We start from the raw sequence: 14,776 nt of genomic DNA, 5'->3' as shown, positions 1-14,776 counted from the left end.
CGCGGCCGTCTCCTCTGGCGCACGGAGCACGCTATTGCCCACCGGCCCGCGCGTCGTCCCACCCCGGTCTGATCCCGGTGTCGTCCCCCGGGTGGAGCGCGGTCAGCGGGAGCCGGTCAGCTCACGGTCGACCGGCGCCGACCGCCGCACGGTCACCGTGCGCCCCGCCCGCTCGGCGGCCTCGAGGTGGTCGAGGAGCAGTTCCCGCGCCGCGGGGGACAGCGCGGTCACCGAGCCGGCGTCGATGCACTCGACGCGGGCGGGCTCCCGGCCGTAGCGGCGGAGGAAGGCGGCGACGGCCGCGGCGTCGACGTCCCCGGCCAGGCACAGCACCCGGCCGCCGGCGGTGTTCAGCAGTCGGACGACGCCGCGCGCGCCGGAGAGGACGTCGGAGGGCGGCGGCGGCACCGGCCCAGTCTGCCGCCCTCCTCCGCCCGCCGCGCGGAGGTGTGACCTGCGACCACCCACTAGGTTCGGCCCCTGACGGGGTTCGCCGGTTGTCAGGAGGATGGCGCGTGGGCAGATCGGTGCTCGTGACCGGCGGGAACCGGGGGATCGGGCTGGCCATCGCCCGCTCCTTCGCCGAGCAGGGCGACAGCGTCGCGGTGACCCACCGCGGCAGCGGCGCCCCCGACGGGCTGTTCGGCGTGCGGTGCGACGTCACGAGCGCCGAGGACGTCGACCGCGCGTTCACCGCGGTCGAGGAACACCAGGGCCCGGTCGAGGTCCTGGTCAGCAACGCCGGCATCACCCGCGACGGGCTGCTGATGCGGATGAAGGAGGACGACTTCGCCGACGTCCTCGACGCCAACCTCACCGCCGCCTACCGGGTCGCCAAGCGGGCCTCGGCCAAGATGGTGCGGGCCCGGTCGGGCCGGATGGTCTTCATCTCCTCGGTCGTCGGGTTGCTGGGCTCGGCCGGACAGACCAACTACGCGGCGAGCAAGGCCGGCCTGGTCGGCCTGGCCCGCTCGATCGCCCGGGAGCTGGGCAGCCGCGGCATCACGGCCAACGTCGTCGCGCCCGGCTTCGTCGAGACGGACATGACGGCCGAGCTGCCCGAGAAGCGGCAGCAGGAGATCCTCGCGCAGGTGCCGCTGAGCCGGTACGCGCACGTCGACGAGATCGCCGGCGTCGTGCGGTTCCTGGCCAGCGACGCGGCGGGCTACATCACCGGGGCGGTCGTCCCGGTCGACGGCGGACTGGGAATGGGGCACTGATGGGCATCCTCGAGGGCAAGACGATCCTGGTCACCGGGGTCCTCACCGAGGCGTCGATCGCGTACGCGACCGCCCGGATCGCGCAGCAGGAGGGCGCCACGGTCGTCCTGTCCAACTTCGGCCGGGCGCTGTCGCTGTGCCAGCGGATCGCCAAGCGGCTGCCCCGGGAGGCGCCGGTGGTCGAGCTCGACGTGACCAACGCCGAGCACCTGTCGACCCTGGCCGACCGGCTGCGCGAGCACGTCGGGGACTCCCTCGACGGCGTCGTCCACTCGATCGGCTTCGCACCGCAGGAGGCGATGGGCGAGGGCTTCCCGGAGGTGGCGTGGGAGCACGCGGCGACGGCGTTCCAGGTGTCGACCTGGTCGATGGCCTCGCTCACGAACGCCTGCCGCCCGCTGTTCGGCGACACGGCCTCCGTCGTCGGGCTCACCTTCGACGCCACGGTGGCCTGGCCGGTCTACGGCTGGATGGGGGCGGCGAAGGCGGCGCTCGAGTCCACGTCGCGCTACCTGGCCCGGGAGCTGGGCCCCGAGGGCGTGCGGGTCAACCTGGTCGCGGCCGGCCCGCTGCGCAGCATGGCGATGAAGTCGATCCCCGGCAGCTCGCAGTTCGAGGAGGCGTGGGAGGGCCGCGCCCCGCTGGGCTGGTCGGTCACCGACACCGAGCCCGCCGGCAAGGCCGTCGTCGCCCTGCTGTCGGACTGGTTCCCGGCCACGACCGGGGAGATCGTGCACGTGGACGGGGGCTTCCACGCCGTCGGCGTGTGAGGTCCCGGGACCACGCCGTCGGCGTGGGACCGCATCCGCGCGCCGTCCTCAGGGAGAACAACCACCGTGCCCCGCGCCACCGTCGACATCACGCCCCCCGGCCAGCGCCCCGACGAGGACCCCTCGCTCGCCGTCCGCAACAACGGCGGCGTCCCGCCCCCGGCCGAGCCGGCGCCGGCCGGACGGCGGGAGGCGCTGCTGGTGCTCTCCTTCGGGGGGCCTGAGGGCCCCGACGACGTCCTGCCGTTCCTCGAGAACGTCACCCGCGGGCGGGGCGTCCCGCGCGAGCGGCTCGAGGAGGTGGCCCAGCACTACCACCACTTCGGCGGCGTGAGCCCCATCAACGAGCAGAACCAGGCGCTGATCGCGACCCTCGAGCGGGAGCTCGTGGGGGCGGGGATCGACCTGCCCGTCTACTGGGGCAACCGCAACTGGGCGCCCTACGTCGAGGACACCTGGCGCCGGCTCGCCGAGGACGGCATCGAGCACGTCTACGTCTTCGCCACCTCCGCCTACGCCTCCTACTCCGGCTGCCGGCAGTACCACGAGGACATCGCCCGCGCCCGCGTCGTGAACGGCGGCGGGCCCACCGCGGAGAAGCTGCCGCACTACTTCGACTCGGCGGGCTTCGTGCGCGCCAACGCCGACGCGCTGGCCGCCGCGATCGCCGCCCTGCCCGACGACGTCCGTGACACCGCCCGCCTGGTGGCGACGGCGCACAGCATCCCCGACGCGATGGCCGCCGTCGCCGGGCCGGACGGGCACGCCTACGAGGCCGAGCTCACCGCGGCCGCCCAGCGGGTGGTCGCCGCCGCCGCCCCCGGCCGGTCGTTCGACCTGGTCTGGCAGAGCCGCAGCGGCCCGCCGTCCGTGCCCTGGCTGGAACCCGACGTCAACGACCACCTCCGGGCGCTGGCCGCGGCGGGGGAGCGGGCGGTCGTGCTCTTCCCGGTGGGCTTCATCAGCGACCACCTCGAGGTCGTCTGGGACCTCGACAACGAGGCCAGGCAGACGGCGGCGGAACTCGGCCTCGCCTTCGCCCGGGCGGGGACCGCGGGCACCCACCCCGCCTTCGTCGGCACGATCCGGGAGCTGGTCGAGGAGCGCCGCGCCGGCGGGCGGCCTCGGCTGGGCACCGACTGCCCGGCCTCCTGCTGTTTCGTGCCTCCCCGCCGGAGCTGACCCGCCGGCTCCCCGGAGCCGACCGCCGCCGGCTCAGGGCGCCGTCGGCAGGCGGTCGGTCGAGCCGCGGTCGATCGCGGCGCGCACGTGCTCGAGCCCGCTCCGGATGAGGTCCCCGTAGTCGCCGCCGGGGAGGTCGGGGGCCGAGGCGTCGGCTGCGGCGAGGTGCTCCCGGGCCGCCGGCTCGTTGCCGAGCCGCCGGTGGACGTCGGCCAGGTTCAGGTGCAGCGACGGCAGGAAGCCGCGCACCTGCGACCCGGCGTGCTGCTGGTGCCCGCGGTCGTCGGTGAGGTCGCCGGCGGCGGCCAGCGCCCGCTCGTCCCACGCCAGCTCGTCGCGGGCGTCGTCCTGCAGGTCGGCCAGGAAGTGGGCGACGGTGACGCGGTCGAGCGGATCGCCCTCCGGCCCCAGCCGCTCCCAGAGCGCGGTCAGCCGTTCCCGCGCCTCGGCGCGTCGGCCGTCCCTGCCCGCCTGCACCGCAGCGGCGACGTCGGCCATGGTGGGGTCCGGGGCGCTCATCGGGCGGTCGCCGTACCGGTGCGGAGGAGGTGGTCGGGGGGCGTCATGCCGGTCAGGGTGCGGGCTCGACCTGGTCGAGGGTCAAGCCCGTGGCACCTGGGCCCGCCAGGTCGGGGCGACGTCCTTGTAGTAGCGGCGGCCGAAGGTCCTCGCGAGCACGGTGACCACCGGTGAGGGCACGGTCCGCCGGAGGAAGGCCCGGTGCTCGTCGCTCATCCCGTCGGTGACCCAGGCGAAGAATCGGCCGGCGACGCCGGGTGGCTGCCGGCTGAGCTTCTTCTCGACCGCCTTCCACGCGGGGGTCTCGAAGTGCCGGCTGAGCTCGGGCTCCAACTCCGTCTCCTCGTGGCTGAGGTGCCGCTCCACGACCGCGCGCGTCCGGACCACACTCGCGCGGGCGGTGGCGGCGTCGGCCGCCGACCCGCTCGCCGCGAACGCCGTCATGGCGCCGGCCGTCTCCGCCAGCGCGTCGGCCATGGCGGAGTGCTCGGACTCCATGGCCTCCAGCAGCCCGCGGTCGATCCCGACGGTCGCCGCCATCGGCCAGATGTGGGTGTCCTCGCCCTCGTGGTGGTGGGTCAGCTCCCGCCGGAGGTTGGCGAACGCCCGCTCCAGGTCCCGCGCCCGGGTGCGGTCGCCGTCGGCCACCTGCCCGAGCGCGGCGTCCAGGCGGTCCAGGTCACGACGGACGGCGGCGTGGATCACCCGGTTCATCGTCATCGGCGCACTCATGGCGCGACGCTAGCCACCCCGGGGCGTCCTGCGGGGTCTCCGCGTCGTCCCGGGGGATCAGCGCGGGACGGCGTTGTAGGCGGCGGTGACCGCCTCGCGGACAGCGTCGGCCAGCGGGCGGAGGGCGTCGTCCCGGGCCGCGGCCTGGCCGTGCGTGACGGCGCCGCCGGGCGCGTCGGTCAGGGCGAGGTCGAGCACCCGCCCCAGTCGTTGCGCCCGGGACAGCACCGACAGCGCCAGCGGGTCGGTGCCCGGCGGCATCCCGGGGACGTGGGTGCCCGTCGCCAGCCCGGCCAGCAGCGCCGGCACCTCGGGGTGCCAGCGGGCCAGATCCAGGTGCGCGAGGGTCCGGGCGGCGTCGGCGACGGCCAGGTCCAGCGCGCCGGAGACCGCCCGCAGGGTGCCCTCGATCGGAGGCGGGACCGGGGCGGCGGCGGCCAGGTCGAACGCCGTCCACTGGACCACCTCGGGGCCGGTCGTCTCCGGCACGAGCGCGAGCCGGGTGCCGACGGCGACCTGCCCGGTCTCCAGCCCGAGCTCCACCAGACCGGGGACCCGCGGCAGCCCGCGGACGTCACCGGCCACCGGGAGGACCAGGCGGACGCGGCGCTCGCCGAGGCCGCGCAGCGCGGTCAGCGCCCAGCCCAGGGGCACCGCCTCCGTGCTGCCGGGCAGGCCGGAGACCCGGTGCGCGGTGTCGTCGAGCAGGGCGTCGAGCGCCGCGTCGTAGCTGGTACGGCCGGTGAGCCAGGAGGTCGCCCAGACCGCGAACCGGCCGGCGGGGAAGTCGTGCACCCAGCGAGGTTATGTCGCTCCACGGCCAGGTGACGATCGCGTGGAGATCGGTCACACTCCGGTTCCGGTCTGGAAGAGTGATCTCCGTGGACCCGTGGCTGCTGTGGCTGATCGCGTCCGGCCTGTTCGCCGCCGGTGAGATGGCCAGTGGGGACTTCGTGCTCCTCATGTTCGCCGGGGGAGCGGTGGGCGGGATGACCGTCGCGCTGCTCGGCGGTGCCGTCGTCCTCCAGCTGGTCGGCTTCATCGTCGTCGCGGCGCTCTTGCTGGTCCTGGTGCGCCCGCTGGCCAAGCGGCACCTGCTCGACCACACCCCCGAACAGCTGGACGGCGTCGCCGTCCTCATCGGGCGGACGGCGAAGGTCACGCAGGCCATCGACGGGCACGGCGGCCGCATCCGGCTCGGCGCCGACGAGTGGACCGCCCGCAGCCAGTACGGCGGGGAGGCGTTCCCCGTCGGCACCACCGTCCGCATCCTCCAGGTCGACGGGGCCACGGCCGTCGTCGGCGACGCGTTCGAGCTGGAGTGACTCCCCCCGACCGGTCCTGACCGCCCCGACGAAGGGAGCTCCCCGTGGAGCCCGCACTCATCGCGCTGATCGTCCTGGCCCTGCTGGTGGTCGTGGTCGTCGCCAAGAGCGTGACGATCGTGCCCCAGGCCCAGGCCAAGGTGGTCGAGCGGCTCGGCCGCTACAGCCGCACGCTGTCGCCCGGCCTGTCGATCCTAGTGCCCTTCATCGACCGCGTGCGGGCCACGATCGACCTGCGCGAGCAGGTCATCTCCTTCCCGCCGCAGCCGGTGATCACCTCCGACAACCTGCAGGTGGGCATCGACACGGTCGTCTACTTCCAGGTGACCGACCCGCGGCTGGCCGTCTACGGCATCGCGAACTACATCACCGGCATGGAGCAGCTGACCACCACCACGCTGCGCAACGTGGTCGGCGGACTGAACCTCGAGGGCGCCCTGACCGGACGGGACGGGATCAACAGCCAGCTGCGCGAGGTGCTCGACGGCACGACCGGGCCCTGGGGGCTGCGGGTGGCGCGGGTGGAGATCAAGGCCATCGACCCGCCGCCGTCCATCCGGGACTCCATGGAGAAGCAGATGCGCGCCGACCGCGACAAGCGCGCCATCATCCTGACCGCCGAGGGTGCCCGGCAGTCGGCGATCACCACCGCCGAGGGGCAGAAGGCGTCGGCCATCCTGTCGGCCGAGGGCAAGAAGCAGGCGGCGATCCTCGAGGCCGAGGCCGAGCGGCAGAGCCGGATCCTGCGCGCCGAGGGTGAGCGGGCGGCCCTGTTCCTGCAGGCGCAGGGGCAGGCGAAGTCGATCGAGACGGTGTTCCAGGCCATCCACGACGGCAAGCCCGACCAGGGCCTGCTGGCCTACCAGTACCTGCAGACGCTGCCGCAGATCGCGCAGGGGGACGCCAACAAGATGTGGATCGTGCCCAGCGAGTTCAGCAAGGCGCTGGAGGGCCTGGCCAGCCTCGGCGGCGCCGAGGGCGGGAAGTCGTGGATGGACGTCGCGCCGGCGGCCAACGGCGGCGCGGCGCCCAGGGTGGAGGGCGGTCTGGACACCACCGGCTGGTTCGAGTCGCACCTGCCCCGGGCCGCCGACCAGCCCGAGGCGAAGATCGAGCTGTCCAGCATCGCCGACACGACCCCCGCCGTCCCGGCGCCACCACCGCTGAGCCAGGTGGCCGAGGAGGTCCGCCAGATCGCTCCCGCCGACGGCAACGGCGCCGAGCCCCCCGCCTGAGGCTGGCTCGGAGCACGACCGGGAGGGACTCCCGGCGCCGAGAGTCCCTCCCTTCAGTCCTTGAGCAGGCCCTCGCGGAGCTTGGCGAGGGTCTGGCTGAGCAGCCGGGAGACGTGCATCTGCGAGATGCCGATGTCGGCGGCGATCTGCGACTGCGTCATGTTGCCGAAGAACCGCAGGATGAGGATCCGGCGCTCGCGGGCCGGGATGGTGGCCAGCAGCGGCTGCAGCGACTCCCGGTACTCCACGCCCTCGAGCGCGGCGTCCTCCTCGCCCAGCGTCGCAGCCAGGGTGGGGGAGTCGTCCTCGCCGGAGAGTCGCTCGTCCAGCGAGCTGCTGCGGTAGGCGTTGGCCACGGCCAGGCCCTCGAGGACCTCCGCGCGGGGGATCCCCAGGTGCTCGGCCAGCTCCGACGGCGTGGGCGCGCGACCGTTCTTCTGCGCCAGCTCGCCGACGGCGGCGTTGAGCGACAGGTGCAGCTCCTGCAGCCGGCGCGGTACCCGCACCGACCAGCCCTGGTCGCGGAAGTGGCGCTTGATCTCGCCGGTGATGGTCGGCACCGCGAACGAGAGGAACTCCACACCGCGCGTGGGGTCGAACCGGTCGATGGCGGCGATCAGCCCCAGCGTGCCGACCTGCAGGAGGTCGTCGAAGGGCTCGCCGCGGTTGCTGAACCGGCGGGCGAAGTGCCGCACGAGCGGCAGGTGCTCCTCGACCAGGATCTCCCGCAGCCGCTCCCGCCGCGGGTCGGTCTTCTCCAGCGTGGCCAGCTCGGCGAACAACGGCGCGGTCCGCTCGGCGCGGCGGCGGTTGTCCGACACCGGGACGGCGTCGGGCTCGGCGACCGGCTCCGGCTCCGGCGCGGGCACGACCTCGCTGCGCGGGTCGGGCACCACCGGCTGCTCGTCGGTCGTCGGTGCGTCCGCCCCGTCCGGGACGACCGGGGACTCGTCGTCGCCCAGGACGGCCTCCTCCGTGCTCTGCGGCTCCGCGGCTGCCCCCCGGGTCACCTGGCGGCCGAGACGGTCCGGCCCGTGCCACCGAGCAGCTGGTCCGGGTGCTGGCCCGGCAGGAACTTGTCCATGGAGATGACGGCCACGGGAGCGTCGCTGCCGTCGCCGGCGGGCACCGTGGCCTGCGTGCCGCGGCCGGCGTCGACGTTGTCGACGAGGGTGTGCAGCACGGCCCAGCCGAAGCCGTCCCGCGGCACGTCGGTCCCGTCCGTCGTCGGCACCCAGGCGTCGATGTGCAGGCCGGACCGCGTCGTCTCGAACACCACGGTCAGCCGACGGTCGCCGGACACCACCGACGCCAGCGTGGCGCAGGCCTCGTCGACGGCCAGCCGGAGGTCCTCGACCGCGTCGAGGTCGTAGTCCATCCGCATCGCCAGGTCACCGGCCATCGCGCGCACCGCGGGCAGCTGGGTCGGGGTGGTGGGCACCCGCAGTTCCAGTCGCTCGGCGCGCCGCCCGTCGTGCGCGAGGGCACCCCTCGAGTCCACCATCCGTCGTCCGCTCCTCAAGTTCCTCGCCTCGACACCCCGCGCCGGAGACCCCGGCTGCGCTGGTCCGGGCACCATCCTGCCCGACGGCAGCACGACCCTGCCGCAGCGCGGGTCGGGCCGCGCCCAGTCCGGGTGCGTACCCAGCCCGGCGCGGGACGCAAACGCCGTCGTCAGGGCGGGTGAGCGCGGTTGCCGGGGTCGTCGCCCTGTTGTTCCCTGGTCGCAGATGAACGCCAGCCAGGACAGCCTGCCGCCGGGGTCTGGTCTGCTCGGGGACACCGGTGGAGCCGTGCTCGTCGCGGCCATGGAGGCGGCCTCGGCCGCCATCTACTGCCTGGCCGGTCCCGCCCTCGAACCGGTCTGGGCCAACGCCCGCGCCCGCGCCCTGGGGGCCACCCGCGCCGACCTCCCGCTGGTCGACGGGCGCCCCGTCGGCGACATCGCCGAGGTCGTCGCCCGCACCGGCCGCCCGGAGACGGTCCGGGGCGCCCTGGGTCCCGGCGGGGCCGCGGCGACCGCGGTCCTCCAGCCGCTCAGGGTCGACGGCGGTCCGGGGGTGCTGCTGGTGCTGGAGGCCGATCACGGTGTGGTGGGCCCGGACTCGCGCGGCCGGCCGGATGCCGAAGGCGACGTCCTGGACCAGGCGCAGCACTCGCTGCTGCCGCCGGCGCTCCCGCTGCTGCCCGACGTGCGGCTGTCGGGCAGCTACCACCGGGCCAGCTCGGTGCGCGCGGCCGGTGGGGACTGGTACGACGCCGTGCCGTTGGGGCGGGGCCGGCTGGCGCTGGTCATCGGTGACGCCGTCGGGCACGGGATCCCCGCCGCCGGGGCCATGAGCCGGCTGCGTGGGGCCATGCGGTCGATCGCCCTGCGCGACCCCTCGCCGGCCGCCGTGGTCGCCGCGCTGGACGCCTTCGCCGCGCAGATGGAGGACGTCGAGGGCGCATCGGTCTTCTACGCGGTCCTCGAGGCGGCCACCGGCCGGCTGACCTACGCCGGGGCCGGGCACCCGGCGCCGCTGCTGGTCCGCGCCGACGGCACGTCGGAGTTCCTCCCGGTGGTCCCGCGTCCGCCGCTGGGCAGCCTGCCGGGGATCCCGACCGTGGTCTCCGTCGCCGTGCTGGAGCAGGGCGGGACGCTGGTGCTCTTCTCCGACGGCGCGGTCTCGGCGTCCGGGCCCCCGCCGTCGGCGGGTCTGGTCCGGCTGGCCGAGACGGCTCGCGCGGTGCTGGAGGCGCCCGGCGCGCTGGAGGGCGAGGGCTCCGCGGCGCTGGCCGCCGCGGTGGCCGAGCGGCTGAGCCGCGGCGACCGGCCCGACGACATCGCCGTCCTCGTCGCGCACCGCCGGGCCGAGGGGCTGGCGCCACTGGACCTGGACCTGCCCGCCGTCCCTGCCTCGCTGCCCGTGGTGCGGCGGCGGCTGACCGCGTGGCTCACCGGTCTGGGCATGGGCGAGCAGGACCGGGTCGGGGTGATGGTCGCGGTGGGTGAGGCCTGCGCCAACGCCGCCGAGCACGCCTATCGCGGCGTGGAACCGGGCCGCATGTACGTCTCCGCGGCCGTGGACGTCGACGGCCAGCTGACCGTGACCATCCGCGACGAGGGGCGCTGGCGGCCGCCGGACCGCGACCCGGGCGATCGTGGGCGGGGGCTGCTGATCATGCGGCAGCTCGTGGACGGGGTCGTGCTGCAGGGCGAGCACGGCACCACCGTCACGCTCAGCATGCGGCTGCGGCGCACTCCGGAGGAGACCGAGGAACGGCACGCCGGCACCAGCACGGCCGACGTCGTCGTCGACCGCACCGGCGCGCGCCCCGAGGTGCGGGTGGCCGGCGCCGTGGACGGGCTGGGCGCCGAGCAGATGCGGATCCGGCTGCTGGAGGCCAGCCACGGCGGCACCGTCCCCGTGGAGCTCGACCTCACCGCGGTGACCCTGTTCAGCAGCGCGGCCGTGCGGGTGGTGCTCGCGATGTCCCGGATCGCCGGCGCCGAGGGGTGGCGCGTGGTGGTGCACGCCCCCGTCGGCGGGGTGACCCGCCACATCCTGGAGATCAGTGGGCTCGGCGGCCTGGTCGAGCTGCGCTGACGGGTGAACGGCGCGCCGTCCCCGGTTTGGGGAACGGCGCCGGTGCCCATTGACTGGGCGTGAGACTCCGCCGCAGCGACGTGCACGGCCCCGGTTGGCGCCGCAAGCGCGCCGGCCGGGGCTTCGCCTACTACGACCTCGACGGCACGCTGATCAAGGACGAGCGGCTGGACCGCGTCCGCGCCCTGGCGATCCCGCCGGCGTGGAAGGACGTGTGGATCTGCCCGTGGCCCAACGGCCACATCCAGGCGACCGGCGTGGACGCCGCGGGCCGGCGGCAGTACCGCTACCACGACGCCTGGCGCGCGCGGCGGGACGCCGAGAAGCACGAGCGGGTCCTCGAGATCGCCCACCAGCTGCCCGACGTCCGTGAGGCCGTCGTCGAGGCGGTGACCGGGTCGGGGCTGACCCGCGAGCGCGTGCTCGCGGCCGCCGTCCGGCTGCTCGACCTCGGCGCCTTCCGGGTCGGCAGCGAGCAGTACGCCGAGGACAACGGCACCTTCGGCCTCGCCACCCTCCGCAACGAGCACGTGCGGGTCCGCGGGGAGCGGGTGTTCTTCTCCTACACCGCGAAGGGCGGCATCGAGCGGGAGCTGGAGCTGACCGACCGGCCCACGGCGGACGTCGTCCGGGAGCTGCTCAAGCGCCCCTCCGGCACCGGCGACGAGCTGCTCGGCTACTGGGTGGACGACCCGGCCGGGGGTGGGCGGGTGTGGCACGACGTGACGAGCACGGAGATCAACGCCTACCTCAAGGAGATCAGCGACGCGGAGATCACCGCCAAGGACTTCCGCACCTGGAACGCCACCGTGCTCATGGCGGCGGCACTGGCCGAGGCGCCGCCGCCGGCCAGCCGGACCGCCCGCAAGCGTCTGGTGAAGCAGGCCTACGAGCGGGTGTCGGAGACGCTGGGGAACACCCCGGCGGTGTGCAAGGCCAGCTACGTCGATCCCCGCGTCGTCGACCACTTCGAACACGGGGACACGGTCGCCGACGCCCTCGGCGAGGCGGCGTCGGCCCCGGACGACCGGACCGCCCAGAGGGTGCTGGAGCAGGCGGTCTGCCAGATGCTCACCGCGTGACGACAGGCCCGGGAGCATCGCAGCGAGGGACGAGCGGACCGGGGCGCGGAGTCAGGCCGAGGGCACCGCTTGACGTGGTGACACGACGAAGGGCCCCGCCGGAACCGGCGGGGCCCTTCGTGTGCGGCCCCTCGTCGGGGGCACGGGGCTGCGTCAGCGGTGACTGCCGTCCACGATGGTGAACAGGTCGATCAGGCCGGTGACCTCCAGCGGGCGGGTGACCGCGCGGGTGGTGGCGATCAGGCGCAGGTCGACGTCCCGGGAGCGGGCCGACTTCTGCGTCTCGACCAGGACGGCGAGACCGGCGGAGCCGAGGAACTGGACACCGGACAGGTCGATCACCAGGCTCTGGGGCTGCTGCTCGAGCTGGGTGTCCAGCGACGACCGCAGCACGGGGGCGGTGAACGTGTCCACCTCACCGACGACCGTCACCGTGACCGCGCCGTCGTCACCGGTGGTGGTGGACAGCGTGATCACGTCGTCGAAGGGTGCCTCCGTGCCCTCGGGCGACACGTCGTGCTGACCCTCGGCGGGAAGGTCGGATGTGGTCACGGGTTGAGCTCCTCTCAACGGCAGTGCCCGACGGCACGACCGCTCGACCACGATACCGCTGTGCGGCTCGCCGGTGTCGTCGCCCCAGGACACGCACGTCGCGTACGTGTCCGTGCCGGTCAGACGACCTGGCACGGGCGCGGCTGACTGCTCAACCGCCTTTACAACGTAGACACCCGTCCGCCGACACGCCAACCTGCCCGTGACGAGGGCACCCGTCCGGGCTCGGCGTCACCCGCGCGGGCGTTGCCTGGTGACGCTCCGGAGCCGGTGGCGCGGGGGTCCGGCCGCGTCAGTCGACGACGTGCATGGCGGCCTCCTCCGGGCCCTCGCCGCCCACCGGCGCGTCGGCGGTGGCCTCGACGTCGTCGGCGGTGCGGTTGGTGCCGGAGTCGGACTCGGGCGTGGTGGAGGTGTCCTGTTCCAGCTGCATGGACGCCCGCTGGGGGTCCTCGGCCGCGCGGACGCCCGGCGCCACGTCGGGGAGCTCCCGGTCCAGGCGGCCGGACAGGGACTCGCCCTCGGACTGCTCCATCGAGGTGGTGCCGAAGTCGACGCTGGCTCCCGGCTCGTCCCCGGGGATCGGGGCGAACTGCGGGTCCTCGGCCATCTCCTGGGTGGGCGAGTCGTCCTGGGAGACCTCGGGGATGCCCTCGTCCTCGGGGAAGACGTCACGGGCGGTCTGGCCCTCGGGCTGCGTCATCGGGTGCCTCCTCCTGCGCGGTGGACCGCGCCGTCTGCGGCCGGGCTCGGCCGGAACCGCCCACCGGCCTACCCGGCGCTCCCGTGCCCATGCGTGACCCTCCTCGCGGCATCGGCCGGTGCGGTTCCGCATGGCGCGAGCAGCGGTGGGGTAGCGCGAGGCCCATGGCGATCGCAGACGAGGTCCAGCGGATCGGAGCCCCGGTCCGCCGCTGGGCCCGCGTCCAGAAGCACGAGTACTCCCAGGGCGAGGCGCGGCCCCTCGCGGGCGACCTCGGTGCGATGGGCGTCTACCTGGGCCTGGTGTCGGCCGGCGTGGCCGCCGTCCGGGCCTCGGGGCGCGAGCTGCCCGACCGGATCCCGCCCGGTGACGCCGCGCTCCTCGCGGTGGCCACCTTCCGGCTGGCCCGGCGGATCGCCAAGGACCCGGTGACGGCCCCGCTGCGGGCGCCGTTCACCGCCTTCCAGGGACCGTCGGGCCACGCGGAGGTGGCAGAGGAGGTCCGGGAGCACGGTGGCGTCAAGCACGCCGTCGGCGAGCTGCTCACCTGCCCGTTCTGCCTCGCGCAGTGGGTGGCCACCGGGCTGGTCTTCGGATACGCCACGATGCCGCGGGCCACCCGGCTGGTGGCGCTCACCATGACGCTGGTCGCGGGCTCCGACGTGCTCCAGTTCGCCTACGACGCCATCCAGAACGGTGCGCTGACCGGCGGCGGCCGAGAGGAGGACGTCGACTGACTCCTCCGTCCGGAGGAGACGGCGCCCCTGGACCTGCCGGTCGCGGCCCGGCGGACCTATCCTGGTGATCTTGACCGTCCGGCCTTCCCCGCCCGCGGTCGTCGGTCCGGTCGGAGGAGGAGCGGGATGCGGTCGATCTGGCGCGGGGCGGTGTCGTTCGGCCTGGTCAGCATCGGCGTGAAGCTGTACACGGCCACCGAGGACCACGACATCCGGTTCAACCAGGTGCACGCCACCGACGGGGGCCGGATCAAGTACAAGCGGGTCTGCTCGATCGACGGCGAGGAGGTCGAGTACTCCGAGATCGCCAAGGGCTACGAGCTGCCCGACGGCCAGCTGGTCATCCTCACCGACGAGGACTTCGACGAGCTGCCGCTCTCCAGCCGCCGGGAGATCGAGGTCCTGCAGTTCGTCGACCAGAGCGAGATCGACCCGGTCCACTTCGAGAAGACCTACTACCTGGAGCCCGACGCCTCGGCGGTCCGGCCCTACGTGCTGCTGCGGGACGCGCTCGAGAACGCCGGGCAGGTCGCCATCACCAAGATCGCCATCCGGCAGCGCGAGTCCCTGGCCGCGCTCCGGGTCCGCGACGGGGTGATGGTCCTGCACACGATGCGCTGGCCCGACGAGATCCGCCGTCCCGACTTCGCCTTCCTCGACGAGGACGTCGCCGTCCGGCCGCAGGAGCTGCAGATGGCCGAGGCGCTGATCGGGTCGATGACCGGCGAGTTCGACCCGGCCGACTTCACCGACGACTACCGCGAGGCCATGACCGCCCTGCTGGAGGCCAAGCAGACCGGCGGCGAGGTGCAGCCGCTGCCCGAGACCGCCGACTCGGGGGCGGCCGTGGTCGACCTCATGAGTGCCCTGCGCCGCAGCGTCGAGGCCGCCCGTGGTGGGGGTGGCGCCGAGGAGCCGCCGGCCCGCCCGGCGCCGGCGAAGAAGGCCGCCGCGAAGCGGGCCCCGGCCCGGGAGACCGCCGACGAGGCACCGGAGAAGGCGCCCGCCCGCAAGACCGCCGCGAAGTCGGCGACCCCGGCGAAGCGGACGACGCCCAGGAAGACCGCTGCCCAGAAGACCGCGGCCGCCGACAAGCCGCCCGCCAAGCGCGCCCGCCGCACCGCCTGAC

Annotated in this window: 17 protein-coding genes; 9 read left to right on the top strand and 8 right to left on the bottom strand. The window is 74.6% G+C overall.

The window, feature by feature from the left end; translation table 11 throughout:
- Positions 1-102: 102 nt before the first annotated feature.
- Positions 103-408, bottom strand: coding sequence for a hypothetical protein (locus GCU56_RS12690; protein ID WP_163482106.1), 306 nt, complete (start codon positions 406-408; stop codon positions 103-105).
- A gap of 107 nt (positions 409-515) precedes the next feature.
- Here GCU56_RS12690 and fabG point away from each other — a divergent pair, with 107 nt between their 5' ends.
- The 3 genes from fabG (at position 516) to GCU56_RS12675 (ending at position 3,172) form a co-directional block, all read left to right on the top strand.
- Complete coding sequence (gene fabG, locus GCU56_RS12685) at positions 516-1,220, top strand: 3-oxoacyl-ACP reductase FabG (protein WP_163482105.1); 705 nt, start codon at positions 516-518, stop codon at positions 1,218-1,220.
- Positions 1,220-1,990, top strand: a complete 771-nt coding sequence (fabI, locus tag GCU56_RS12680; RefSeq protein WP_163482104.1) for an enoyl-ACP reductase FabI — start codon at positions 1,220-1,222, stop codon at positions 1,988-1,990. Before fabG ends, fabI begins: the two co-directional genes overlap by 1 nt.
- 66 nt (positions 1,991-2,056) lie before the next feature.
- On the top strand, positions 2,057-3,172 hold the full coding sequence (locus GCU56_RS12675; RefSeq protein WP_163482103.1) for a ferrochelatase: 1,116 nt from the start codon (positions 2,057-2,059) through the stop codon (positions 3,170-3,172).
- Positions 3,173-3,205: 33 nt separating this feature from the next.
- Here the strand turns inward: GCU56_RS12675 and GCU56_RS12670 are convergent, their stop codons facing one another.
- From GCU56_RS12670 to GCU56_RS12660, 3 genes are all read right to left on the bottom strand, one after another.
- The gene (locus GCU56_RS12670; protein WP_163482102.1) at positions 3,206-3,691 is read right to left on the bottom strand and encodes a hypothetical protein; all 486 of its coding nucleotides are present in this window, start codon (positions 3,689-3,691) and stop codon (positions 3,206-3,208) included.
- A gap of 81 nt (positions 3,692-3,772) precedes the next feature.
- On the bottom strand, positions 3,773-4,423 hold the full coding sequence (locus GCU56_RS12665) for a hemerythrin domain-containing protein (RefSeq protein ID WP_163482101.1): 651 nt from the start codon (positions 4,421-4,423) through the stop codon (positions 3,773-3,775).
- Positions 4,424-4,480: 57 nt separating this feature from the next.
- On the bottom strand, positions 4,481-5,218 hold the full coding sequence (locus GCU56_RS12660) for a hypothetical protein (RefSeq protein ID WP_163482100.1): 738 nt from the start codon (positions 5,216-5,218) through the stop codon (positions 4,481-4,483).
- 77 nt (positions 5,219-5,295) lie between these two features.
- Between GCU56_RS12660 and GCU56_RS12655 the strand changes: the two genes are divergently transcribed.
- Both GCU56_RS12655 and GCU56_RS12650 read left to right on the top strand, forming a co-directional pair.
- Entirely contained in the window at positions 5,296-5,748 is a 453-nt protein-coding gene (locus GCU56_RS12655; RefSeq protein ID WP_345771811.1) for an NfeD family protein, read from the top strand.
- Positions 5,749-5,792: 44 nt separating this feature from the next.
- Positions 5,793-6,983 (top strand): SPFH domain-containing protein, encoded by a 1,191-nt coding sequence (locus GCU56_RS12650; protein ID WP_163482099.1) that lies wholly within the window; start codon positions 5,793-5,795, stop codon positions 6,981-6,983.
- A gap of 53 nt (positions 6,984-7,036) precedes the next feature.
- On the opposite strand, the gene GCU56_RS12645 is transcribed toward GCU56_RS12650, so the two are convergent.
- Both GCU56_RS12645 and GCU56_RS12640 read right to left on the bottom strand, forming a co-directional pair.
- Positions 7,037-7,993: a SigB/SigF/SigG family RNA polymerase sigma factor gene (locus GCU56_RS12645; RefSeq protein WP_163482098.1), complete on the bottom strand. Its 957-nt coding sequence runs from the start codon at positions 7,991-7,993 to the stop codon at positions 7,037-7,039.
- Positions 7,990-8,487 (bottom strand): ATP-binding protein, encoded by a 498-nt coding sequence (locus GCU56_RS12640; RefSeq protein ID WP_163482097.1) that lies wholly within the window; start codon positions 8,485-8,487, stop codon positions 7,990-7,992. Before GCU56_RS12640 ends, GCU56_RS12645 begins: the two co-directional genes overlap by 4 nt.
- 226 nt (positions 8,488-8,713) lie before the next feature.
- On the opposite strand from GCU56_RS12640, the gene GCU56_RS12635 reads away from it, so the two are divergent.
- Positions 8,714-10,573 carry a SpoIIE family protein phosphatase gene (locus tag GCU56_RS12635; RefSeq protein WP_163482096.1) on the top strand — a complete coding sequence of 620 codons (1,860 nt, stop codon included), beginning with the start codon at positions 8,714-8,716 and terminating at the stop codon, positions 10,571-10,573.
- A 59-nt stretch (positions 10,574-10,632) separates the two neighbouring features.
- Entirely contained in the window at positions 10,633-11,655 is a 1,023-nt protein-coding gene (locus GCU56_RS12630; RefSeq protein WP_345771810.1) for a DNA topoisomerase IB, read from the top strand.
- Between the two features lie 153 nt (positions 11,656-11,808).
- Here GCU56_RS12630 and GCU56_RS12625 read toward each other — a convergent pair whose 3' ends face one another.
- Complete coding sequence (locus GCU56_RS12625) at positions 11,809-12,207, bottom strand: anti-sigma factor antagonist (protein WP_163482095.1); 399 nt, start codon at positions 12,205-12,207, stop codon at positions 11,809-11,811.
- Positions 12,208-12,499: 292 nt separating this feature from the next.
- Positions 12,500-12,910: a hypothetical protein gene (locus tag GCU56_RS12620; RefSeq protein ID WP_163482094.1), complete on the bottom strand. Its 411-nt coding sequence runs from the start codon at positions 12,908-12,910 to the stop codon at positions 12,500-12,502.
- Positions 12,911-13,074: 164 nt separating this feature from the next.
- On the opposite strand from GCU56_RS12620, the gene GCU56_RS12615 reads away from it, so the two are divergent.
- Both GCU56_RS12615 and ku read left to right on the top strand, forming a co-directional pair.
- Complete coding sequence (locus GCU56_RS12615; protein WP_163482093.1) at positions 13,075-13,647, top strand: DUF1360 domain-containing protein; 573 nt, start codon at positions 13,075-13,077, stop codon at positions 13,645-13,647.
- Positions 13,648-13,773: 126 nt separating this feature from the next.
- The gene (gene ku / locus GCU56_RS12610; protein WP_163482092.1) at positions 13,774-14,775 is read left to right on the top strand and encodes a non-homologous end joining protein Ku; all 1,002 of its coding nucleotides are present in this window, start codon (positions 13,774-13,776) and stop codon (positions 14,773-14,775) included.
- The last annotated feature ends 1 nt before the right edge of the window (position 14,776 follow it).

Origin of the sequence: Geodermatophilus sabuli (assembly GCF_010686765.1) — a bacterium.
Lineage (GTDB): Bacteria > Actinomycetota > Actinomycetes > Mycobacteriales > Geodermatophilaceae > Geodermatophilus > Geodermatophilus sabuli_A.
This window is presented reverse-complemented; position numbering and strand designations above follow the sequence as displayed.